20 protein-coding genes are annotated in these 22,151 nt (G+C 70.1%); 15 read left to right on the top strand and 5 right to left on the bottom strand.

The features are described from left to right. Positions 1-12: 12 nt before the first annotated feature. Positions 13-927, bottom strand: a complete 915-nt coding sequence (locus tag RAC69_RS04805; protein WP_375085510.1) for an Lrp/AsnC family transcriptional regulator — start codon at positions 925-927, stop codon at positions 13-15. A 222-nt stretch (positions 928-1,149) separates the two neighbouring features. On the opposite strand from RAC69_RS04805, the gene RAC69_RS04800 reads away from it, so the two are divergent. Genes RAC69_RS04800 through speB form a run of 4 tightly spaced genes read left to right on the top strand, consistent with a single transcriptional unit; the run spans position 1,150 to position 6,788 of the window. Continuing rightward, entirely contained in the window at positions 1,150-2,472 is a 1,323-nt protein-coding gene (locus RAC69_RS04800) for an MFS transporter (protein ID WP_375085509.1), read from the top strand. 48 nt (positions 2,473-2,520) lie between these two features. Further along, positions 2,521-4,188, top strand: a complete 1,668-nt coding sequence (locus RAC69_RS04795; protein ID WP_375085508.1) for an amidohydrolase — start codon at positions 2,521-2,523, stop codon at positions 4,186-4,188. A 1-nt stretch (position 4,189) separates the two neighbouring features. Further along, positions 4,190-5,821, top strand: a complete 1,632-nt coding sequence (locus RAC69_RS04790) for a thiamine pyrophosphate-binding protein (protein WP_375085507.1) — start codon at positions 4,190-4,192, stop codon at positions 5,819-5,821. 16 nt (positions 5,822-5,837) lie between these two features. Further along, positions 5,838-6,788, top strand: coding sequence for an agmatinase (gene speB / locus RAC69_RS04785; protein ID WP_375085504.1), 951 nt, complete (start codon positions 5,838-5,840; stop codon positions 6,786-6,788). A gap of 37 nt (positions 6,789-6,825) precedes the next feature. On the opposite strand, the gene RAC69_RS04780 is transcribed toward speB, so the two are convergent. After that, positions 6,826-7,695 carry a serine protein kinase RIO gene (locus tag RAC69_RS04780; protein WP_375085503.1) on the bottom strand — a complete coding sequence of 290 codons (870 nt, stop codon included), beginning with the start codon at positions 7,693-7,695 and terminating at the stop codon, positions 6,826-6,828. Positions 7,696-7,952: 257 nt separating this feature from the next. Between RAC69_RS04780 and RAC69_RS04775 the strand changes: the two genes are divergently transcribed. Beyond that, the gene (locus RAC69_RS04775) at positions 7,953-9,155 is read left to right on the top strand and encodes an MFS transporter (protein WP_375085501.1); all 1,203 of its coding nucleotides are present in this window, start codon (positions 7,953-7,955) and stop codon (positions 9,153-9,155) included. A 9-nt stretch (positions 9,156-9,164) separates the two neighbouring features. Here RAC69_RS04775 and RAC69_RS04770 read toward each other — a convergent pair whose 3' ends face one another. Next, on the bottom strand, positions 9,165-10,082 hold the full coding sequence (locus RAC69_RS04770; protein WP_375085499.1) for a helix-turn-helix domain-containing protein: 918 nt from the start codon (positions 10,080-10,082) through the stop codon (positions 9,165-9,167). 94 nt (positions 10,083-10,176) lie between these two features. Here RAC69_RS04770 and RAC69_RS04765 point away from each other — a divergent pair, with 94 nt between their 5' ends. After that, positions 10,177-10,638, top strand: a complete 462-nt coding sequence (locus tag RAC69_RS04765) for a DUF3817 domain-containing protein (protein ID WP_375085497.1) — start codon at positions 10,177-10,179, stop codon at positions 10,636-10,638. Positions 10,639-10,664: 26 nt separating this feature from the next. Here RAC69_RS04765 and RAC69_RS04760 read toward each other — a convergent pair whose 3' ends face one another. Then, positions 10,665-11,594, bottom strand: a complete 930-nt coding sequence (locus tag RAC69_RS04760; protein WP_375085496.1) for an NAD(P)/FAD-dependent oxidoreductase — start codon at positions 11,592-11,594, stop codon at positions 10,665-10,667. Positions 11,595-11,804: 210 nt separating this feature from the next. Here RAC69_RS04760 and dnaK point away from each other — a divergent pair, with 210 nt between their 5' ends. From dnaK to RAC69_RS04735, 5 genes are all read left to right on the top strand, one after another. Next, entirely contained in the window at positions 11,805-13,673 is a 1,869-nt protein-coding gene (gene dnaK, locus RAC69_RS04755; RefSeq protein ID WP_375085494.1) for a molecular chaperone DnaK, read from the top strand. A gap of 2 nt (positions 13,674-13,675) precedes the next feature. Beyond that, the gene (locus tag RAC69_RS04750; RefSeq protein ID WP_341933119.1) at positions 13,676-14,314 is read left to right on the top strand and encodes a nucleotide exchange factor GrpE; all 639 of its coding nucleotides are present in this window, start codon (positions 13,676-13,678) and stop codon (positions 14,312-14,314) included. A gap of 7 nt (positions 14,315-14,321) precedes the next feature. Then, positions 14,322-15,305, top strand: coding sequence for a DnaJ C-terminal domain-containing protein (locus tag RAC69_RS04745; protein WP_375085493.1), 984 nt, complete (start codon positions 14,322-14,324; stop codon positions 15,303-15,305). 45 nt (positions 15,306-15,350) lie between these two features. Next, on the top strand, positions 15,351-15,782 hold the full coding sequence (locus tag RAC69_RS04740; RefSeq protein ID WP_375085491.1) for a heat shock protein transcriptional repressor HspR: 432 nt from the start codon (positions 15,351-15,353) through the stop codon (positions 15,780-15,782). Between the two features lie 83 nt (positions 15,783-15,865). Beyond that, entirely contained in the window at positions 15,866-17,269 is a 1,404-nt protein-coding gene (locus RAC69_RS04735; protein WP_375085489.1) for an FAD-dependent oxidoreductase, read from the top strand. A 12-nt stretch (positions 17,270-17,281) separates the two neighbouring features. Here RAC69_RS04735 and RAC69_RS04730 read toward each other — a convergent pair whose 3' ends face one another. Next, positions 17,282-17,926 carry a Pr6Pr family membrane protein gene (locus tag RAC69_RS04730; protein ID WP_375085488.1) on the bottom strand — a complete coding sequence of 215 codons (645 nt, stop codon included), beginning with the start codon at positions 17,924-17,926 and terminating at the stop codon, positions 17,282-17,284. Positions 17,927-18,136: 210 nt separating this feature from the next. Between RAC69_RS04730 and RAC69_RS04725 the strand changes: the two genes are divergently transcribed. The 4 genes from RAC69_RS04725 to RAC69_RS04710 all read left to right on the top strand — a co-directional run bounded on the left by RAC69_RS04725 (position 18,137) and on the right by RAC69_RS04710 (position 22,137). Beyond that, positions 18,137-19,123 carry a carbohydrate ABC transporter permease gene (locus RAC69_RS04725; protein ID WP_375085486.1) on the top strand — a complete coding sequence of 329 codons (987 nt, stop codon included), beginning with the start codon at positions 18,137-18,139 and terminating at the stop codon, positions 19,121-19,123. Then, positions 19,123-20,076 (top strand): carbohydrate ABC transporter permease, encoded by a 954-nt coding sequence (locus RAC69_RS04720; RefSeq protein ID WP_375085484.1) that lies wholly within the window; start codon positions 19,123-19,125, stop codon positions 20,074-20,076. Before RAC69_RS04725 ends, RAC69_RS04720 begins: the two co-directional genes overlap by 1 nt. 74 nt (positions 20,077-20,150) lie before the next feature. Further along, positions 20,151-21,515 carry an extracellular solute-binding protein gene (locus RAC69_RS04715; protein ID WP_375085483.1) on the top strand — a complete coding sequence of 455 codons (1,365 nt, stop codon included), beginning with the start codon at positions 20,151-20,153 and terminating at the stop codon, positions 21,513-21,515. Between the two features lie 181 nt (positions 21,516-21,696). Then, on the top strand, positions 21,697-22,137 hold the full coding sequence (locus RAC69_RS04710; protein ID WP_341933127.1) for a DoxX family protein: 441 nt from the start codon (positions 21,697-21,699) through the stop codon (positions 22,135-22,137). Positions 22,138-22,151 lie beyond the last annotated feature (14 nt).

The following is a 22,151-nucleotide window of genomic DNA, read 5'->3' as shown; positions in this document are numbered from 1 at the left end:
ACGGCGCGCCGTTCAGCCCTGCCCGACCAGCCGGGTCAGAGCGGGCGCATGCAGGGTGCGCGCGTAGTCCTCCTTGAGCACCGCCAGATGCAGCCACGCCTCGATCCGCGTGACGCCGGGAAGCGACCGCAGGCGCTCCAGGCTCGCATACAGCGCCCCCGCCGACGGCTCGACCAGGGTCGCGACCGCGTCGAAGCGGCCCAGAGTGCGTGCAGCGAAGTCGATGCCCCGCCCGGTGCGCAGCTCCTCGATCACCGCATCGTCGTCGTGGTTGAGGTTCAGCCCCACCCCCATCGACAGCTGCCGGTGCGCGAGGCCGCGCGCCTCGACCGCGCTGATCTTGATCACACCGCCGTCGATGAGCCGCTGCACCCGGGTCGCCACCGCCGACGGCGACAGCCGCACCGCCTCGCCGAGTGCACGGAAGCTCATCCGCCCGTCCGACTGCAGGTGCTCGATGAGGTCCTCGTCGATCGTGTCGAGCGTCACGTCTCCGTGGTACTCCGACACGAAGAACCCCTTCACCACCGTCGAGTAGATGATCGTGTTGATGTCGAGCACGCCCCCGATCGCGCGGATCTGCGCGAGCAGATCGTGCAGCTCCGCCATCGACCCGAGACGCACCTCCGTCACCAGGTCGTGCGCGCCGCCGACCGCCGACACGAGCACCGTCTCGCTCATGTCCCGGAGGTGCTCGGCGACCACCTCCACCGATCCGTCGGTGCGGATCGACACGTGCGCGAGCACGTGCTGCCCCAGGAACACCGGATCGACCGCGGCGACCACGCGCACGGTGCGATCGTCGAGCATCGCCCGCAGCCGCGCCGCCACGGCCGCGCGCGACTGTCCGAGCCGCACCGACAGCGAACGGATGCTGGAACGACCGTCCTCCTGCAGGGCACGGATCAGTTCGGCGTCGAAATCCATGGGTCCGCCCACATTCGTCAGTTTCCCGCGATCGCGCGACTGCGCGTGCACATCTGCAGTGTAAGCGCACTCGTGGCGGGCGGGAAGGCGAGAGATGCGTCAGTGTGCGATCAGAAGTCCAGTGAATCGTCTGTCACGCTGGAGTTCTGGTCTTGTCGCAGACCCGGTCCCGTCCGTAGCATCCTTCGCTATCCGAACATCTTCCGCAAAGGAGCGGGCCTCATGGCTTCCATCCACAGCAAGGCGCGACGCGCGGGCATCGCCGCCTTCGTCGGCACCACCATCGAGTGGTACGACTTCTACGTCTACGCGACCGCCGCGGCGCTCGTCTTCGGTCCGCTGTTCTTCCCGAGCGGCGACCGTCTCGCCGAGACCGCCGCCGCGTTCGCGACCTTCGCCGTCGCCTTCCTCGTGCGTCCCCTCGGCGGCATCGTCTTCGGTCACATCGGCGACAAGCTCGGCCGTCGCGTCTCGCTCGTCATCACGCTGCTGCTCATGGGCGTCGCGACGGTGCTGGTCGGTTGCCTGCCCACCTACGAGAACATCGGCATCCTCGCACCGATCCTCCTCATCCTGCTCCGTGCGATCCAGGGTCTCGCGGTGGGCGGCGAGTGGGGCGGTGCCGTGCTCATGAGCGTCGAGCACGCGCCCGAGAAGTCGAAGACGTTCTACGGCGGATTCACCCAGCTCGGCAACCCGGCCGGTGCGCTGCTCGCCTCGGGCATCTTCGCGATCATGTCGCGCGGCGGCGAGGACTTCATCATCGACGGCGGCTGGCGCATCCCGTTCCTCCTCTCGATCGTGCTCGTGGGCGTCGGCCTCTGGGTGCGCTACCGCGTCGAGGAGTCGCCGGTCTTCGAGAAGAAGATCGAGGGCCGCAAGCAGTCCATGCCCCTCGCCTTCGCGTTGCGCGCCAACTGGAAGCCGATCCTGCTCGGCATCGGCATCTTGCCGATCTCCACCGGCGGCTACTACCTGGCCACGACGTTCGCGACCGCGTACGCCACCGGCGAGCCCATCGCGATCAGCGAGCAGGTCATCCTCGACGCCATGACGATCGCCTCGTTCGTCGAGTTCCTCGTCACCCTCCCGGTCGCCTGGCTGGGCGACAAGTGGGGTCGCAAGAACGTCATGTACATCGGTCTCGTCACCTCGGTGCTCACGTTCGTGCCGTTCCTGCTGATCATGCCGGGCCGCGTCGAACCGCTCATCTTCCTGTTCGCCTCGCTCGTGCGCATCGCGATGAGCGCGACCTACGCGCCGATCGCCGCGATCCTCGCGCAGATGTTCCGTCCGCAGGCCCGCTACACGTCGATCGCCCTGTCGTACGGCGTGGGCGCCGCGGTCTGGGCCGGCTTCTCGCCCTGGTTCGCGACGCAGCTCATCGCCTGGACCAGCAGCGTCTGGGCGGTCATCGCGATGTTCATCGGCATGGCGATCATCGCCGGCATCTGCACGCGTCTCGCGCCCCAGCACTCCGACGAGGCGCCGGTCACGGCATCCTTCACCGCCCGCACCGACACGACGGCGAACCGGCTCCCCTGACCCGCGCCGCTCCCGCCCCACCCGACCGCATCGACAGCGAACAGGCCCATGAGAAAGCTCACCCCCTTCGACCGCTCCGCCCAGACGACGCCGCGACTGATCACGGCCCGCGCGATCCACACCGTGGATGCCGACGCCGCCACCGCGACGGCCCTGCTCACCGACCGCGGCCGGATCGTCGCGATCGGCTCGCTCGCGGAGTGCGAGCAGGCGGCCGAGCGGGCGGGCCTGCGCCCCGAGCGGGTCGACCTGGGCGATGCGGTCGTGGTGCCCGGCTTCGTCGACGCGCACGCGCACCCCCTGATGTTCGGTCAGATGATGACGTGGGTGGACTGCGGACCCGAGAAGGCCGGCAGCATCCCCGAGATCGTGGCGCTGCTGTCGGCCGCGGCGGCCGAAGCGCCGACCGGACGTCCGGTGCGCGGGTACGGGTACGAGCAGCGGAACCTCGCCGAGAAGCGGCACCCCACCCGCTTCGAGCTCGACGAGGTCGCCCGCGACCGCGAGGTGTACCTCATGAACGCCTCTGGTCACGGCGGCGTCGTGAACTCGTACACGCTCGCCGCGGGCGGCGTCGACCGCGACACCCCGAACCCCGACGGCGGCGAGTTCTTCCGCGACGCCGACGGCGAGCTGACGGGCGAGCTGTCGGATGCCGCGTGCAACATCCTCACCGGCGTGCACGGCGTGAAGATCGGCCACCACGGACCGAACTTCCATCTCGCCGACGAACCGGAGGAGCACCTCAGGCAGCTGGATGCCGCGACGCAGCGCTTCCTCGCGGGCGGGGTCACGTCGATCGGCGACTGCCAGGTCACCCGGCGCGAGTTCGACATGTACCTGCGGCTCGCCGAGACCGGACGCCTCGAACTGCGCGTGTCGATGTACCTGCTGTCGCACCTGCTCGACGAGGCGCTCGAGATGGGCCTGGTCGGGCAGTTCGGCAACGCGCACCTGAGCTTCGCGGGCATCAAGTTCTACGCCGACGGCACTCTCGGCGGGTGGACGGCGTACTTCCCCGACGGCTACGTCGGCGACCCGTGCCGCACGGGGCAGCTCTACCACGAGCCCGCCGACTACGCGGCGCTGATCGCGAAGGCGCATGCGGCCGGGCTGCAGACCGCCACGCACGCCCAATCGCCCACGGCGATCGAAATGGTCGTGTCGGCGATCGAGGCGGCGCTCGCCGAGCATCCCGATGCCGACGCCCGTCACCGCATCGAGCACTGCGGCCTGCCCACCCCCGAGCAGATCGAGCGGATGGCCGCGTCGGGCATCCGTCCCGTGAACCAGACGCAGCACTACTTCAACTGGGGCGAGGGCGTGGAGGAGGCCATCGGCACCCCCGGTGAGCGCTTCAACCCGCTCGGCGAGTTCGAGCGCGCCGGCGTGCCGATGACCATCTCGTCCGATGCCCCCGTCGCCGAGCCGATCCCGCTCGAGGCCATCCAGACCGCCGTCACCCGGGTCACGCGGCGCGGCCACAGGCTCGGCCCCGACGACCTGCGCATCTCGGCCGCTGCCGCGCTCCGCGCGCACACGTACGAGGGGGCGGTGTCGATCGGCCGCGAAGACGACCTGGGCTCGCTCGAGGTCGGCAAGTACGCCGACTTCGTCGTGCTGTCGGACGACCCGCTCGCAGTGGCCGGCGAGGACATCGCGCAGATCGCGGTGCGCGAGACCTGGGTCGACGGCGAGCGGCGGTACCGTGCCTGACGTGAGCGCCGTCCTCGATGACACCACCGACTACTCCGACACCGCGGGGCGGGCGGTGCTCGAGACCATCCGCGGGTACGGCGTCGACGCCGTCTTCGGCATCCCCGGCACGCACAACCTCGAGCTGTACCGACCGCTCGCCGACCTCGGCATCCGGGTCGTGACGAACCGTCATGAGCAGGGTTCGGGCTACGGCGCGGACGGCTGGGCTCAGCAGACCGGCCTGCCGGGCGTCGTCATCACGACCTCGGGACCCGGCCTGCAGAACGCCATGAGCGCGATCGGCACGGCCTTCTGCGAGTCGCGTCCGCTCCTCGTCCTCTCGCCGGGAGTGGCGCGCGGGGCCGAGTTCGCCGACGTCGGCACGCTGCACGAGACGAAGGACGCCACGGCCATGGTCGGCGCGATCGCCGAGTGGTCGCGCCGGGTCACGAGCGCGACGGAGGCGGTGGATGCCGTGCACGACGCGTTCGCGCTCTTCCGCACCGGTCGGCCGCGCCCCGTGCACATCGAGATCCCGCTCGACGTCCTCGAAGCGCCGGCCGACGTGCCCGCCGAGGCACGTCGGCCGCGGCCGCTCCCGCCGCGAGCGTCGGGCGACCCCGCAGCCCTCGCCGAGGCCGTCCGACTCCTCGTCGGGGCCGAGCGTCCGGTCGTCCTCGCCGGCGGCGGATCGACGGATGCCTCGCACGAGCTCACCGCGATCGCCGAACGCCTCGGAGCGCCGGTGCTCACGACCCTGAACGGCAAGGGCGTCGTCGACGAACGGCATCCGCTCTCCCTCGGGTCGAACCTGCGCCTGGCCGCCGCCCGCGCCGTCGCCGAGGGCGCTGATGTGCTGCTCGTGGTCGGCTCGAAGCTCGGAGAGGCGGAGCTGTGGGCACCGAGGCTCGAAGCCGAGGGCTCCGTCGTGCGCGTCGACATCTCCCCGGCGCAGCTCGACAAGAACCTCGCCGCGACGGTCCGTCTCGTGGGAGACGCCGCCGCCGTGACCGGCGAGCTGCTGCGCCTGCTGCCGGCCGGTCAGCGGACCGCGCGCGATGTGACCGCGGAGCGCGAGGCGATCGAGCGGGAGTCCCGCGAGACGGCCCCGGAGACCGTCGCCCTCGCCGAGCTCATCGTCGACGCCCTCCCCGATGACGCGATCGTCGCGGGCGACTCCTCGCAGGTCGTCTACATGGCGCTCGGGAGCATGCTGCGCTCACCGCATCCGCACACGCTGCTGTACACGCCGACCTACGCGACCCTCGGCTACGGCCTGCCCGCCGCGATCGGCGCCAGGGTCGCGCAGACCGAGCACCCGGTCGTGAGCGTGATCGGCGACGGCGCGCTCATGTTCTGCGTGAACGAGCTCGTCACCGCCGTCGAGCAGCGCCTCGACCTCACGATCGTGTGCGTCGACAACGGCGGCTACGCGGAGATCCGTCAGAACGAGGTCGACCGCGGCATGGCGCCCGTCGGCGTCGACCTCGTGCAGCCCGACTGGGCCGCCCTCGCCGCCGCGTTCGGCGCGCAGGGTCGCCGCGTCGACGAGCGATCCGACATCGTGCCGAGCATCCGCGATGCGATCGCGACCGGCGGCGTGCAGCTCGTGCACCTGCCCCCGCACCTCCTCCAGCCCTTGACTCCCTGACGAACAGGAACGACACATGACCGAGAACGTGGGCCCCGTCGACGCCTCAGCCAACCCCCGCTACTCCGGCATCGCGACCTTCGCGCGGCTGCCCCGCATCGAGGACGTCGAGCGCGCCGACATCGCGGTCGTCGGCATCCCGTTCGACTCCGGAGTGAGCTATCGGCCCGGCACCCGCTTCGGTCCCTCGCACGTGCGCGAGTCATCGCGCCTGCTGCGGCCGTACAACCCCGCGCAGGACGTGTCTCCGTTCGAGCTGGCTCAGGTGGTGGACGCCGGTGACATCCCCGTGAACCCGTTCGACCTGACCGAGGCGGTCACCGAGGTCGAGACGGCAGCGCGCGCCCTCGGTGACCGGGTGCAGCGCATCGTCACGATCGGCGGCGACCACACGGTCGCGCTGCCGCTGCTGCGGGCGGTCGCGGCGAAGCACGGGCCGGTCGCGGTGCTGCACTTCGACGCCCACCTCGACACGTGGGACACGTACTTCGGCGCCCCGATCACGCACGGCACGCCGTTCCGCCGCGCGAGCGAGGAGGGGCTGATCGACCTGACCGCCAGCTGCCACGTCGGCACGCGGGGGCCGCTGTACTCGAAGCAGGACCTCGAGGACGACGCCCGCCTCGGCTTCTCCATCGTGTCGAGCGAGTACATCGAGGAGCACGGCGTCGAGGCCGGCATCCAGCGCATCCTGCAGCGCGTGGGCGATCGGCCACTGTACGTGTCGATCGACATCGACGTGCTCGACCCCGCGCATGCGCCCGGCACGGGAACCCCCGAGGCCGGCGGTCTCACGAGCCGCGAGCTGCTGCGCATCCTCCGGGCGCTGCGCGACCGCGACATCGTCGGCGCCGACGTCGTCGAGGTGTCGCCCGCGTACGACCACGCGCAGATCACGGGGATCGCTGCGAGCCACGTCGTCTACGAACTGGTGTCGCTGCTCGCCGCCCGCGTCGGCAGCCGCTGAGGCACTCCGCCGAGGAGCCGATCCGGTCGCCCTCGGGCTACCCGAAGGCCGCTGCGAGCAGCTCGGAGAACAGCTTCTCGGGGTCGGCGTCGATGCGCCGGCGCGCGAACCAGTCGCACACGTTGACGCAGTCGCGATGCAGGAGGTCGAGTCCCTGCGGGTTCGCGATCACGTCGACGATCTGGGGCAGGTCGATCACTCGCACGCGTTCTTCGTGCACGAGCAGGTTGTACGCCGAGAGGTCGCCGTGCGCGAACCCGGCCGCGGCGAACACGCGCATGAGGTCGACGATCTGCGTGAAGTACCCCGCGAGCTGCGCCCGGTCGCCGCGGGTCTGGGCGAGGCGCGGGGCCGCGACACCGTCGGCATCCCCGATGAACTCCATGAGCACCTCCGTGCCGCTCACCTGCACCGGGTAGGGCACCGGGGCCCCGAGTTCCCACATACGACGCAGTGCTGCGAACTCGGCGAACGACCACTGCGCCGCGGCGACCTCCCGCCCGTGAGCGGACTTCTTCGCCAAAGCGCGGGTGTCTCGCGTGTTCCGCGTCGTGCGCCCCTCGGTGTACACGGCGGAGCGGTGGAACCCGCTGCGGTTGCTGTCGCGGTAGCGCTTGGCAGCGAGGAGCGTGCGCTGGCGCGGATCGCCGGGCACGGCACGTTCGAGCAGGAAGACGTCGGCCTCCTTGCCCGTCTTGAGGATGCCAAGTTCGGTGTCCAGCGCTCCCGCGCTGGTCACCACCCAGCGGGGCCGCGGCTCGGGCCCGCGCTCCGTCGGGGTGGTGAACGGCCAGGTGGTCCAGCGCTGGTCATCGCCGGGTTCGACGTCGGCGAACACGGGCACGGTCTCGAAGGGGGAGGAGTCGAAGAGAGAGGAGGCTTCCGAGGAAGCGGAGTGATCGGACACGGTGGGGCTCCGGGGAGAGGGAGGCCGCGCGTGGATCAGGAGCGGGCGGCCTCGGGAACGATGTCGGCGGGGGACGCGACGAAGACGGTGTTCATGTCATCCCCTCCTTCGATCGGGCCTCCCGGGCGATTCCCGGTGCGTCGTCGAGCATAGGGCGGCGGCGCCGACGCTGTCCAGCCGCGCACCTCCGGACGAACGGTCGGATGCCGTGGACGCCGCGTCGGGCGCGACGCGGGTCGGCCCGCGATGCTGGAAGCATGACCACGACCGCCCCCGTTCCCGTGACGACCTCCCGCGCCGACGGCATCCGCTACGGCGGACTCGTCGTGCTGATGCTGATGGGCTTCCTGCTCGTCACGGCCGAGTTCCTCCCCAACGGCGTGCTCACCGAGATGGCAGACGCCCTCGGCGTCACACCAGGGCAGGCGGGGCAGACCGTGACGGTCACCGCGCTCGTCGGCCTCGTGGTCGCGCCCACGGTCGGGCTGATCTTCCCCCGCCTCGATCGACGGTCGCTGCTCGTGTGGATGGCGCTCGCCGCCGCCGTGTCGAACCTCGTCGTCGCGATCGCGCCGAACCTGCTCATCGTGCTGCTGGCGCGATTCCTCCTCGGGGCCGCGATCAGCGCGTTCTGGGCCATGTCCATCACGGTCGCCGTGCGGCTCGCCGGACCGGAGCACCTCGGCCGCGGGGTCATGTTCACCTCGGCCGGCGTCTCGCTCGCGACCGTCGCCGGTGTGCCGCTCGGCGTCATGCTCAGCGAGCTCGTCGACTGGCAGGCGGTGTTCGCGATCGCCGGCGTGCTCATGGTGCTGCTGGCCGCAGCGCTGCGGTTCGTGCTGCCGTCGGTGCCGGCGGAGCAGGCGTCCAGCATCCGTCTCCTCGTCGACACGCTGCGCCGACCCGGCATCGGACTCGGCATGATCGGTCACGTGTTCGTCGTGCTGGGGCACTTCCTCGCCTACACGTACGTGCGGCTCGCGCTCGAGCGGATCCCCGACGTCGACGCCTCGACGATCGTCGTGCTGCTGGCGCTGTTCGGCCTCGGCGGCCTCGCGGGCAACCTGTCGATCGGGTTCGTGATCGACCGGCGGTTCGCGTTCTTCGCGGTGTTCGCCCCCGCCGTGATCGCCGTGTCCGTGCTGGCGATGATCCTGCTCTCCGGCGCCGTCGTCGGGGTCGGGGTCGTCGTGCTCGTGTGGGGCTTCTTCTTCTCGTCGTGGCTGCTCGTCGCGAACACCTGGGTCGGGCACCGCATGCCCGATCGGCTGGAGGCGGGCGGCAGCCTGGTCGTCGTCGGATTCCAGGGCGCCATCACGCTCGCAGCCGGCGTCGGCGGACTGCTCGTCGACACCCTGAGCGTCGAGGCGGTCTACGTGATCGGCGCGGTCGTGCTCGTGCTGGGTGCTGTGCTGTTCGGGGCGTCGAACCGGGTCAGCTCGCGCGCGGCCCGCGGCTGAGGCGCAGGGTCAGGCCGGGACCGGCGTGCGCTGCGACGCCCGCCAGGCCGACGGCGTCAGCCCCGTGCGGCGACGGAACGCACGGCTGAACCCCTCGTCGGAGGCGTAGCCGAGCTCACGGGAGGTCTCCGACACCGTGCGGCCGGCCGCCAGCATCCCCTTCGCCACGTCGATGCGCACCTCGGTGACGTAGTCGGCGGGCGAGCGGCCGATCGCGTGGCGGAACCGCTCGGCGAACGCCGACCGCGACATCGCGCCCACGGTCGCAAGGCTCTCGACGGTCCATTCCCGGCCGGGCTGATCGTGGATCGCCGCGATGACGCGGTCGAGGAAGGGATCGGGGGATGCCGCGGGCCAGCCCTCCGGCGCGCAGCCGTTCGCGGCCCATGCGCGGATCACCGAGAGCAGCACGGTCTTCGCCATCATGCGGCAGATCAGCGGGTCGCCCTGCCGGGCGGGGGAGCCGGGAGGGTCCGTCGGACCCATGCTGCCGGCGAGGGCAGCTGCCGCCGGCTCGAGCGCGTCGAACGCGATCACCGTGACGGGGTCGGGGAGTCCGGTGATGAGCGCCTGCGCGGCGTCGGAGAACTCGAGATCGAACACGACGACGTCGGCCGGTTCCGCGGCCTCGAGCGCGAATGCGGTGCGCCCCGGGGTGAGGAAGGCGTCGCCGACCGTCAGCGCCGTGTCGGCCGGTCGCTCGTCGACGGCGATGAGGGTCGAGGCGCGGTCGACATCGAGACGGCAGCCCGTGTTCAGGGGCGGATGCCCGTGCACCGTGCCCTCCGCGAGGTAGACGAGGGTCGCTGACCCCGCAGGGAGCGAGAGGCGCTCGCCGGGCTGCAACGCGGCACGGCGGGCGACGCCGACCGTGAGGTCGACGCCGTCGAGCACCCGGGTGAGGGCGGAGGGAACGGTCGTCACCATGCCTTGGGCAACGCTCGGACGGCGACCGGTATTCCGATTCGAGCGGCGGGAGGACGCCCGGTTACGCTGGCAGGACACCCACCCGAGGAGTCCCGTGTTCCGCTCACCCGGTCGTCTGTTCCGTGTCCTCGCGATCGCGGAGGCGATCACCTGGACGATCCTCATCGCGGCGATCATCGCCAGGGCTGTCGGCGTCCCTGGCCTGGTCGTGACGGCGGGCGGCGGCATCCACGGCTTCGTGTTCCTCGCCTACGGAGCGACCGCCGTGCTCGTCGCGCTCAACCAGCGCTGGCACGTCGGTGTCGCGATCGTCGCGATCGCCAGCGCCGTCGTCCCCTATGCGACCATCCCCGCCGAGATCTGGCTGCACCGTACGGGCCGGCTGACGGGGGAGTGGCGTCTCACCGAGACGGACGACCCGCGTGACGCCCGCTGGTACGACCGTCTGATGCGCTGGTTCCTGCAGCGCCCCTGGGTGCTCGCGATCCTGCTCGTCGCGGCGATCGTGGCGCTGTACGTGATCCTGCTGCTGGCTGGCCCTCCCGGCGGCAAGTGACGAGTGCACCGGCCCCGGTGTCGCACTCAGTGCGTGAACGACACCCCTGCGGCATCCCGCACCATCGCTCCGGCGACGCGGGCGCCCGCGCCGGCGGCGACGATGAGCTGCTGCGGGCCCGGGACGGCCGTGTCGCCCGCGGCGTAGAGGCCGGCGACGTCGGTCCTGCCCTCACCGTCGACGACGAGGTGCCCCGCGGCATCGACGGTGGGGGCGAACCCCTGCAGGAACGACAGGTCGTTGTGCCACTCGGGCCGCACGAACCCGCCGTCGACCGGCACCGCGGAGCCGTCGTCGAGCCGGACGGCCTCGATGCGCCCCCGGTCGCCGAGCAGCTCGGCGATGCGCGCACGGCGCACGTCGACGCCGGCGGCCGCGAGCTCCGCCTCCTGCACCGCCGTCACGGCCTCCGATCCGTTCGTGAACACCGTGAGGCTGTCGGTCCAGCGCGCGATGAGCCGCGCGCGGTCGGCGAGATCGCGGGTCTCGCCGATCAGAGCGAGGCGCCGGCCGCGCAGCTCCCACGCGTCGCACGCCGCGCAGCTGAACAGGCTCATGCCGTAGTAGCCGCGGAGGTTCGGCACGTCGGGCAGCGTCTCGCGCAGCCCGGTCGCGAGCAGGACGGATGCCGCTGACGCGACCTCGGTCGGAGCGGTGCGGCCGATCGCGGCGGTGAAGCCGTCGCCGTCCCGGCTGAGCTCGAGCACTCGCACGCGGGAGCGGATCTCGACGCCGGGGTAGGCGGCCAGCTCGGCGCGGGCCAGGCGGCGGAGCTCGTGCGGCGGCACGCCGTCGCGCGTGAGGAAGCCGTGGGAGGTCAGCGTCGCAGCGTTCCGAGGCCGGTCGGCGTCGATAACGAGCACACGCAGCAGTGAGCGGCCCAGGTTCAGTGCGGCGGAGAGGCCGGCCGGCCCTCCGCCCACGATGAGCGCGTCGTAGGGCGTCGTGTCGGTCATGTCGTTCCTCCGACTCCATCCTGCCAGCAGTCGGTGAGGGTGGCCTTACTTGTCCTTCTCTTCTCGGCGGATTCAAAGTTGAGCCGATTCATATCAAGTTTGTTTGACACCCGAGGAGGTCCGGAGTACAGTTGAGCCATCGCGACTCAGGTTTCCCTGATCGCCCCGGACTTTCCGACCATCAGACTCAGCAACACAAAGGAGAAGAACATGGCACGTGCTGTAGGAATCGACCTCGGTACGACGAACTCCGTCGTCAGCGTCCTCGAGGGCGGCGAGCCGAAGGTCATCGCCAACGCCGAGGGCTTCCGCACGACCCCCTCGGTCGTCGCGTTCACGAAGGACGGCGAGGTGCTCGTCGGCGAGACCGCGAAGCGCCAGGCCGTCACCAACGTCGACCGCACCATCGCGTCGGTCAAGCGTCACATCGGCACCGACTGGTCGTTCGACGTCGACGGCAAGAAGTGGACACCGCAGGAGATCTCCGCGCGCATCCTCCAGAAGCTCAAGCGCGACGCCGAGTCCTACCTCGGCGACACCGTGACGGATGCCGTCATCACCGTCCCCGCGTACTTCAACGACGCCGAGCGTCAGGCCACCAAGGAGGCCGGCGAGATCTCGGGCCTCAACGTCCTGCGCATCATCAACGAGCCGACCGCTGCCGCACTGGCCTACGGCCTCGACAAGGGCAAGGAGGACGAGCTCATCCTCGTCTTCGACCTCGGTGGCGGAACCTTCGACGTCTCCCTCCTCGAGGTGGGCAAGGACGACGACTTCTCGACGATCCAGGTCCGCGCGACCGCCGGTGACAACCGCCTCGGCGGCGACGACTGGGACCAGCGTCTCGTCGACTACCTGATCAAGCAGTTCAAGGAGACCACCGGCGTCGACGTCTCGGGCGACAAGATCGCCCTGCAGCGCCTCAAGGAGGCAGCGGAGCAGGCGAAGAAGGAGCTCTCCTCCTCGACCTCGACCAGCATCAACCTGCCCTACCTGTCGCTGACGGAGTCCGGCCCGGTGTCGCTGAGCGAGACCATCACCCGTGCGAAGTTCGAGGACCTCACGAAGGACCTCCTCGACCGCACCAAGAAGCCCTTCGAGGACGTCATCCGCGAAGCCGGCATCAAGGTCGCCGACATCGACCACATCGTGCTGGTCGGCGGATCGACCCGTATGCCTGCCGTGGCCGAGCTCGTCAAGCGCGAGACCGGCAAGGAGGCCAACAAGGGCGTCAACCCCGATGAGGTCGTGGCCGTGGGCGCAGCCCTGCAGGCCGGTGTCCTCAAGGGCGAGCGCAAGGATGTGCTCCTGATCGACGTCACCCCCCTGAGCCTCGGCATCGAGACCAAGGGCGGCATGATGACCAAGCTCATCGAGCGCAACACGGCCATCCCGACCAAGCGCAGCGAGACCTTCACCACGGCCGACGACAACCAGCCGTCCGTCGCGATCCAGGTCTTCCAGGGCGAGCGCGACTTCACGCGTGACAACAAGCCGCTCGGCACGTTCGAGCTGACCGGCATCGCGCCGGCGCCCCGCGGCATCCCGCAGATCGAGGTCACGTTCGACATCGACGCCAACGGCATCGTGCACGTGTCCGCGAAGGACAAGGGCACCGGCACCGAGAAGTCGATCGTCATCTCCGGCGGCTCGTCGCTGTCGAAGGAGGACATCGAGCGCATGGTGCGCGAGGCCGAGGAGCACGCCGCTGAGGACAAGCAGCGTCGCGAGGCCGCCGAGGTGCGCAACCAGGCCGAGACGCTCGCGTACTCGATCGACAAGCTGCTGACCGAGAACGACGACAAGCTGCCCGAGGACGTGAAGACCGAGGTCAAGGCCGACGTCGACGCGCTCAAGACGGCGCTCGCGGGCGACGAGGACGAGGCCGTGAAGACGGCGTTCGACAAGCTCAACCAGTCGCAGTCGAAGATCGGAGAGGCGCTGTACGCCTCCTCGCAGGCGGAGGGCGCTCCGAGCGCCGGTGCCGAGGGCGGCGACGCCCCGGCCGGTGACGGTTCTTCCTCCGAGGAGGACGTCATCGACGCCGAGGTCGTCGACGACGAGGACGAGAAGAAGTAATCATGACGGACAAGAACTTCGACGACGACGAGGTTCGCAGCGAGGGGTCGGATGCTCAGGCATCCGGCCCCGAGCCGCAGAACCAGGACTCCCGCGAGGCGATGGCCGCCGAGGGATCGGACGAGACGCCGGTCGACGGCGCCCCCGACGACCTGACGGTCGACGACATCCTCAGCGCGGGGCAGACCGAGGAGGCCGCGGCAGGCGACGCCGCACTGGCGGACGCCGAGGACGCGCTGTTGCACGACCTCAAGCGCCTGCAGGCCGAGTACGCCAACTACCGCCGCCGCACCGAGGAGCAGCGTCAGGTCGAGATCGAGCGCGCGAAGGGCGAGGCCGCCAAGGGCCTCATCCCCGTGCTCGACGATCTCGCCCGCGCCGCCCAGCACGGTGACCTCGTCGAGGGCACGCCCTTCGCCGTGATCGCCGACAAGGTGCGCGCCGTGGTCGATCGCCTCGGTGTGGTCTCGTACGGCGAGAAGGGCGAGGAGTTCGACCCGCAGCGCCACGAGGCCATCTTCCAGCAACCCACCCCCGGCGCCACGACCACCACGATCCTCGAGGTGGTGGAGGTCGGATACCGCCTCGGCGACGTCGAGCTGCGGCCAGCGAAGGTCGTCGTCGCCGTACCTGCCGAGTAGGTGATGAATGGCTAGCCAGGACTGGTTCGACAAGGACTTCTACAAGACCCTCGGGGTCTCGAAGGACGTCAGCGACGCCGATCTCAAGAAGACGTACCGCAAGCTCGCACGCAAGTACCACCCCGACTCCAATCAGGGTGACGAGAAGGCGGAGGCGAAGTTCAAGGAGATCAGCGAGGCCTACTCGGTGCTCTCCGACTCCGAGCAGCGCAAGGAGTACGACGAGATCCGCGCCATGGGCTCGGGCGCCCGCTTCACGGCGGGTGGCCAGTCCGGTGGCGGCTTCGAAGACGTGTTCAGCCGGTTCGGCCAGCAGGGGCGCGGACAGTCCGCCGACTTCGAGGACATCTTCGCGATGTTCAACCAGGGGCAGGGCGGCTCGTTCGGCTCCGGCCGGTTCGGGCAGACCTCCGGGGGGTTCCGCGGCTTCGGCGGCCCCCAGCGGGGCGCCGACGTCACCGCACGCACCACGCTCGACTTCGTCACCGCCGTGCAGGGCGAGACCATCACCCTGCAGGGCGAGGACGGCAAGCCGTTCAAGGTGAAGATCCCCGCAGGCGTCTCCGACGGACAGAAGATCCGTCTGCGCGGTCGGGGGCGCCCGTCCCCGGACGGCGGCGAGAGCGGCGACATCGTGGTGCAGATCACTGTTCGACCGCATCCGGTATTCACCCGTGACGGACTGAACCTGCGCATCGTCGTTCCGGTGACCTTCACCGAGGCCGCGCTGGGCGCGACCATCGAGGTGCCCACCCTGGGCGGCGAGACGGTCAAGCTCCGCGTCGCACCCGGCACCCCCTCGGGGCGCGTCCTGCGCGTCAAGGGGCGCGGCGTCACGACCGCCAAGGGCACCGGCGACCTGCTCGCCGAACTCCAGGTCGCGGTGCCGTCGCACCTCGACGAGGAGGCCAAGGAGGCCCTGCAGAGGTTCCAGGCCCTCGAACCCGCCGAGAACCCCCGCGCCGATCTCATGGCGAAGGCACGGCGGTGACCATGACGACGATCACGAACACCGGACGGAAGAAGGTGACACTCCATGGCTGACATGCAGATGGATGCCGACACCCCGGTGTTCGCGATCGCCGTCGCGGCCGATCTCGCCGGGATGCACCCGCAGACCCTGCGGCAGTACGACCGGATCGGGCTCGTGGTGCCCGGCCGCACCTCGGGCGGCTCGCGCCGCTACTCGACCCGCAACATCGAGCAGCTGCGCGAGGTCGCACAGCTCTCGTCCGAGGGCATGAGCCTTCCCGCCATCGCTCGACTCCTCGATCTGGAGGACGAGAACCGGATGCTGCGCCGTCGCATCGCCGAGCTCGACGCCGCCCTGCGCGCGGAGCGGGAGAACCGCCCCGGCGTCCGCGTCTTCGCTGCCGGTTCGTCGGGCGTCGTCCCGATGCCGAGCGGTCGACGCATCCGCCGCTCCACCGAGCTCGTGCTCTGGCATCCGGGCAGTAGCCGGAACTGAGTCCGGGGAGAAATCGTCGAATCCGGCGGGCGGGGCAGGAGAGCTCGCCCACCTCGGCGCGGTATCGTTGCGACACGATGAGGATGACGCGTCGCACTCTGCTGATCGGCGCCGGCGCCGGCGTCCTGGGAGTGATTCTCGCCTCCTGCACGCCCGAGCCGGCGCCCACTCCCACGCCCTCGCGGACGCCGACGCCGACGCCGACCGGGGGTGCGATCTCGCCCACCGCGTTCGCGCGCAGCGCCTGGACCAGCGACCCGTTCTCGCTCGGCGCCGCGAGCTACACTCCGGCCGGCACGCAGCAGAGCGCGCGCGAGACCCTTGCCGCCCCGGTCGACGACCGTCTCTTCTTCGCCGGCGAGGCCACCGACACCGAGGCACCGGGCACGATCGACGCGGCCCTGCGATCCGGTGACCGCGCGGCAGACGATGTCATCCGCGCCGCGGGCGACGGTGAGCGGATCGCCGTGATCGGTGCGGGGTTGGCCGGCGCCGCGGCGACCTCGCGGCTCGTGGCCGCCGGATACGAGGTCATGGTGTTCGAGGCCCGCGACCGGGTGGGCGGGCGAGTGCAGTCCGTGGTCGACGAGGAGCAGTGGCCCGTCCCGGCACAGCTGGGCGGGTGGCTGCTCGCCTCCGCCGACACCGAGATGGCCGCGCAGCTCACCCGCCTCGACATCCGCTCGACGACGCTCGGCACCCCGCTGTGGCGCTCCGCCGACGGCGACGTCGACCCGGTGTCGTCCGACCCCGTGCAGGCGGCGATCACCGCAGGGCAGCAGCAGCCGGCCGACGTCGCGCTGGCCGACGCCCTGACCGACGCGGGCGTCGACCTCGACGACCCCGGCGTGGTCGCGCTGCTCGCCGCGATCGCAGCGTCCTCCGGCTCCGACGTCGACGAGGCGTCGACGTGGTTCCCGCCGACCCTGCCGCCGGGCGAGTTCACCGCTCCGCTCGGCGATCTCGCAACGATCGTCGACGACCTGCTCGACGGCGCGAAGGTGAGCCTGACGTCGCCGGTGTCACGAGTGGCCTACGACGAGGCCGGGGTGAGCCTCGGCATCGCGACAGGGGAGTCGCTGTCGTTCGACCGCGTCGTCATCACCGTTCCCCTCGGGGTGCTGCAGGGCGAGGGGCTGCAGTTCGCGCCGGCGCTCCCGTTCGGCCAGCGCGGAGCGATCGCCGAACTGGGCATGGGGCGCATCGAGACCGTATGGATGCGGTTCGAGGAGTCGCCGTTCGCGGCGACGGCCCCGGAGGAACCCGATGGGGATGCGTCCGCCGATCCCGCCGTGCCGACGGTGTGGCATGTCGTCGGCGGCGACGCGCTGATCCGCACCTGGTTCGACCTCACCCCGGAGACGGGGGAGAGCATCGTCGTGGGGATTGTCGGCGGCGAGGCCGCGGGCGAGTTCGCCGAGCTCGACGATCAGCAGGCCCTCGAGGCGGCCATTGCGTCGCTGGCTCCGTTCCTCCCGACGCCCTGACGCCCGCGGACGTCAGACCGGCGGCCTGTCGTGGCCTCGACGACGCATCCTGCTGACGAGGACGATGACCGCCGCGACGGCGGCGAAGATCGCGAGGGCGATCGCGCTTGTGATGAGGAACTCCGGCGGCCCCGACACCTGCCGGGGGTCGAGGAAGTAGTACGGGTACCAGCCGACGATCGGGCCCCGCCACAGCGTGACCCCGCCCCAGGCGAGCGGGAAGGCCAGCGCGGTCGGCACGACCCACCACGGGACGCCCCTGTGTCCGGGGGTCAGGACCCAGGCGAGGGCGGTGCAGGCCGGCAGGTAGAAGTGCAGCACCTGATCGGACCACGGGACGTCGACGCGGATGCCGCGCAGCCCCGCCTGCCAGACGATCAGGGCGAACGCGAGGCCGGCGGTGATCGTCCAGGTCAGCACCAGGGCCAGCGCGACCGTGAACCATCGCGGGTCGGTCGCCCGTGCGAAAGCCAGGACCGCGCCGATCACGAGCACGACGACCAGAGCGCAGTTCGACTGGACGGTCAGGTAGGCGAAGAAGTTGTCGCCGGCGATCGTGCGAGAGCTGAGGCCCCAGAACAGCCGGTGCACGAGGGCCACGGTGCAGACGCTCGCCGTCGCGAGGCGCAGCACGCCGAAGACCGCTCGTGCCCTCACCTTCGCCGCTGCCCCTTCCCCGTCGCGCGCCGGATCGCGCGCCGCGTCTCCTGGCGAGTCTACGGAGTGCGGCTGATGGCGGCGCGGAGCACGGTTCGGCCGGCGGGGGCCGAACGAGAAGCACAACCGAGCGGAGAAGCGCAAGGGGCATGGAGGAGCGCTTCTCCGGTCCTAACCTTTCGCGGTGCCACAGGCGACGGGAGACACGACATGACAGACACCCGGCACCGCGAGGAGACCACGCAGCGCAGCGCAGGTCGTCGCGGTCGCGTTCGAGACGGCAACGGGCGCGAACTGACGCAGCACTACAACAAGCGCGAGGCGCTCGCCGGATACCTCTTCATCTCGCCGTGGATCATCGGGTTCCTGATCTTCACCGCGGGGGCGATGGCGTACAGCCTCTACATCTCGTTCAGCAACTACAACCTCGCGACCAACACGGCCCGGCCCGTCGGCACGACCAACTACGAGCAGCTGTTCGAGGATCCGCGGGTGGGCGTCTCGCTCGCCAACACCCTCTTCTACGTCGTCATGGCCGTGCCGCTCGAAATCGTCTTCGCGCTCATCCTCGCGCTGCTGCTCAACCGCGTGGGCCGCGGGGCCGGCATCTTCCGCACCCTCTACTACCTGCCGAAGATGACGCCGGCCGTCGCGACCGCCGCCGTGTTCTTCCTGCTGCTGAACGGCAACTCCGGCGCGATCAACCAGTTCCTGCGCCTCTTCGGCGTCCAGGGTCCGCAGTGGCTCGTCGACCCCGCATGGGTGAAGCCGAGCATCGTCATCATGACTCTGTGGACGGTCGCCGGCACGATGGTGATCTTCCTCGCGGCGCTGAAGAACGTGCCGACCGAGCTCTACGAGGTCGCGTCCATCGACGGCGCGGGGGCGATCCGCCGCTTCTTCTCGATCACGCTCCCGATGATCTCCGGCGCGATGTTCTTCAACGTCATCGTGCTGTCGATCGCCGCCTTCCAGATCTTCGACCAGGCGTATCTGCTGTTCTGGCGAGATCAGAGCAACTCGTCTCCCGAGGCGTCGCTCTTCTATGCGATCTACCTCTTCCAACAGGCCTTCCGTCAGTTCAACTTCGGTTTCGCCGCCGCCATGGCCTGGCTGCTGTTCGTCATCATCATGATCATCACGGTCATCCAGGTGAAGGTCGGCAACCGGTTCGTCTACTACGAGGGAGACCGCTGATGTCGACGTCCCTGCGGCAGCTGCCGCCTGCCGCCGAGCCCGTGCTCGAGAACGAGACCCGCGCGATCACCGTGCCCGACAAGTCGCGATGGCGGCGCGCGATGTCGCAGCCGAAGAGCCTCGCGGTGCGGATCGTGCTCGCCGTCATCCTCGTCGGGTTCGGGCTCCTCTTCCTCTACCCGTTCGTGTGGCTGCTCGCCGCGAGCTTCAAGCCCCGCGGAGAGGTCTTCGACAACGCGCTCATCCCCAAGACGTTCGTGCCCGAGAACTACATCGAGGTGTGGAACCAGCTCCCGCTGCTCAGCTGGATGTGGAACAGCGTCGCGATCGCGCTGCTCGCCGCCGGGGCTGTCGCGATCTCGAGCTCGATCGTCGCGTTCGGCTTCGCGTACTTCACGTTCCCCGGCCGCGGACTGCTCTTCGGACTCGTCCTCGCCACGATGATGCTGCCGGGCGCCGTCACGATGATCCCGATCTACCTGATCTGGAAGGAGACGGGGATGCTGGGCACGTGGGTGCCCCTGTGGGGCATGAACCTCTTCGGCTCCGCGTTCTACATCTTCCTGCAGCGGCAGTTCTTCCTCGGCCTGCCGCGGGAGCTCTTCGAGGCCGCGCGTCTCGACGGGGCCAGCTACTGGGGGCTGTTCTGGCGCATCGCGATGCCGCTCTCGATCCCGTCGTTCATCATCGTCTTCCTGTTCGAGTTCCAGGCCAGCTGGAACAACCTGCAGTCGGCGCTCATCTATCTGAACGCGGGGTCCGTCGACGAGTTCACGGCACCGCTCGGCATCGCCTATGCCATGACAAAGTACAGCCCGACGGCCGGCGGCCACGGCGATTACCAGTACGTCATGGTGGCGTCGCTGATCGTCACGCTGCCCATGCTCCTCCTGTTCGCCTTCGGGCAGCGCTACTTCATCGAGGGCGTCGCCACCCAGGGCCGAAAAGGCTAGCCCGCAGGGGCCGACCGGGACACCACGGCTCCTCCACCGATCCGACACCACACAGCAACGAAAGAAGGAATGACATGCGCACCCGCATCCTGGGATTCGCCGCCATCGCCGCGGCATCCGCCCTCGTCCTCGCCGGCTGCAGCGGGGGAGGCGCGGACGAAGGCGGCGCGGATGCCGACTTCGACGCCGAACCCACCGGCACCCTCAACGCCTGGGGCTTCGAGAACGCCGATGACGTGGGGCAGTCCCGTGTCGACTACGCGGCCGATCAGCTCGCCGATGTCGAGGTCGACCTCGATGCCACGGCCTTCGACGCGCAGAAGTTCACCACGCGCATCGCGAGCGGCGACGTGCCCGACGTCGTGCAGATGGACCGCCGCTACGTGACGACCTACGCGGCGCAGGGCCTGATCATGCCGCTCGACGAGTGCTTCGCGGCGCAGGACGTCGAGCCGCGCGACCACTGGTATCCGTTCGTGGTCGACGACGTCACGTACGACGACGAGGTCTGGGCGGTGCCGCAGTTCTACCAGCCGCCGGCCATCATCGTGAACAAGACGGTGCTCGCCGAGGCCGGCGTCACCCCCGACCAGTTCGACACGTCGGACCCCGACGGTCTCATCGACGTGATCGGCAAGATCTATCAGGAGTCGGGCGGTGTGCCGTCGCGACTCGGGTTCGACCCGGTCGCGACAGGCCAGGGCGGACTCTGGATCCTCGCGATGGGAGGGCAGCTCAACGACGACGAGGGCGCCCCGACACTCGATGACCCGAGCAACCTCGCCGGCATCGAGCTGCTGAAGCGCATCACCGACGCCCAGGGCGGATTCGCGGCGGTGAAGAGCTTCACCGACTCGTTCGACACGTTCGGCGACGACAACCAGTACGTCGCCGGTCAGGTCGGCGCGCAGGTCAACGCGCAGTGGTACCCGAATGTGCTCGGTCCGTACGCGGATCAGATCGACATCGAGGCCGTGCCGTTCCGCGACAAGGACGGCGAACCGTTCTCGGTCGCCTCTGGCACGGCGTTCGTCGTGCCGGTCGGCGCGAAGAACCCGGCGGCGGCCTGCGCGTGGATGGTCGACCTCACCTCGGACGACGCATGGATGGCCGCCGGGGAGGCCAGGGCGCAGACCCTCGCCGACGACGGCGGGCTCAACACCGGCCTGTTCACCGGCTCTCCCGCGGCCGACGAGGCGATCCGCGACCAGTTCGTCACCGAGACCGGCAACGCCGGCTTCGACCAGGTCATCTCGACGTTCTATGACGTCGTCGGCTACGGCCAGTCGTTCGGCTCCTCGCCCGCGGGGCAGGAGATCCAGAACGAGCTGAACAACGCGATCACCGCGGCCCTGCTCGGCGACAAGGAGCCGGAGGAGGCGCTCGCCGACGCGCAGCAGGCCGCGATGCGCGCCTACGAGAACGCCACAGCCGGCTGAGCGCGGGCGGAGCGGATGACCGGAGGGGTGGGGCGATGCGGTCGCCCCGCCCCGTCGGCGTCAGCAGCCGCCGGAGCTCGCCGCGCACAGGAGATCGCAAAGTGTCGTTCCTAGCGTGGAGGCAGGGAACGCCCCTGCTCCGCGCCTGGCGCGGTGTCCTGCCACGAAGGAAGAACTCCTCATGACGAACACCACCGCCCCCTCTGCCGCCCCCTCGTTCGGACTGCTGGTCCTGCGGCTCGTCGTCGGCGGGATCTTCGCCGCCCACGGTGCGCAGAAGGTCTTCGAGTACACGATCCCCGGAACCATCGGGAGCTTCTCGGGAATGGGCATCCCGCTGCCCGAGATCGCCGCTCCGCTCGTCGCGTTCCTCGAGCTGATCGGCGGCATCCTGCTCGCGCTCGGTCTGTTCACGCGGCCCGTCGGCATCCTGCTCGCGGTCGACATGGTCGTCGCGCTCGTCGCCGTGCACCTGCCCGCCGGCCTCTGGGTGGGCGAGGGCGGCTACGAGTTCGTCGCGGTGCTCGGCGTGGCGGCCCTGGCGCTCGCGTTCACCGGCGCCGGGCGCTTCTCGCTCGACGGCGCGTTCCTGCGCGGACGCGTGCCGGCCTGGATCAGCTGACACCGGCACGGCGG

The sequence above is a fragment of the Microbacterium sp. LS_15 genome (assembly GCF_041954735.1).
In the GTDB taxonomy this organism is placed as follows: Bacteria; Actinomycetota; Actinomycetes; order Actinomycetales; family Microbacteriaceae; genus Microbacterium.
Note: the sequence above shows the minus strand (reverse complement) of the source record. Positions and strands in the feature narration are given on the sequence as shown.

Coding starts and splice junctions, on each gene's coding strand:
- RAC69_RS04725 (WP_375085486.1), top strand. CDS start 18,137: ATGACAGACACCCGGCACCGCGAGGAGACCACGCAGCGCAGCGCAGGT.
- RAC69_RS04750 (WP_341933119.1), top strand. CDS start 13,676: ATGACGGACAAGAACTTCGACGACGACGAGGTTCGCAGCGAGGGGTCG.
- RAC69_RS04795 (WP_375085508.1), top strand. CDS start 2,521: ATGAGAAAGCTCACCCCCTTCGACCGCTCCGCCCAGACGACGCCGCGA.
- RAC69_RS04720 (WP_375085484.1), top strand. CDS start 19,123: ATGTCGACGTCCCTGCGGCAGCTGCCGCCTGCCGCCGAGCCCGTGCTC.
- RAC69_RS04745 (WP_375085493.1), top strand. CDS start 14,322: ATGGCTAGCCAGGACTGGTTCGACAAGGACTTCTACAAGACCCTCGGG.
- RAC69_RS04770 (WP_375085499.1), bottom strand. CDS start 10,082: ATGGTGACGACCGTTCCCTCCGCCCTCACCCGGGTGCTCGACGGCGTC.
- RAC69_RS04715 (WP_375085483.1), top strand. CDS start 20,151: ATGCGCACCCGCATCCTGGGATTCGCCGCCATCGCCGCGGCATCCGCC.
- RAC69_RS04800 (WP_375085509.1), top strand. CDS start 1,150: ATGGCTTCCATCCACAGCAAGGCGCGACGCGCGGGCATCGCCGCCTTC.
- RAC69_RS04710 (WP_341933127.1), top strand. CDS start 21,697: ATGACGAACACCACCGCCCCCTCTGCCGCCCCCTCGTTCGGACTGCTG.
- RAC69_RS04740 (WP_375085491.1), top strand. CDS start 15,351: ATGGCTGACATGCAGATGGATGCCGACACCCCGGTGTTCGCGATCGCC.
- RAC69_RS04735 (WP_375085489.1), top strand. CDS start 15,866: ATGACGCGTCGCACTCTGCTGATCGGCGCCGGCGCCGGCGTCCTGGGA.
- RAC69_RS04805 (WP_375085510.1), bottom strand. CDS start 927: ATGGATTTCGACGCCGAACTGATCCGTGCCCTGCAGGAGGACGGTCGT.
- speB (WP_375085504.1), top strand. CDS start 5,838: ATGACCGAGAACGTGGGCCCCGTCGACGCCTCAGCCAACCCCCGCTAC.
- RAC69_RS04775 (WP_375085501.1), top strand. CDS start 7,953: ATGACCACGACCGCCCCCGTTCCCGTGACGACCTCCCGCGCCGACGGC.
- RAC69_RS04760 (WP_375085496.1), bottom strand. CDS start 11,594: ATGACCGACACGACGCCCTACGACGCGCTCATCGTGGGCGGAGGGCCG.
- dnaK (WP_375085494.1), top strand. CDS start 11,805: ATGGCACGTGCTGTAGGAATCGACCTCGGTACGACGAACTCCGTCGTC.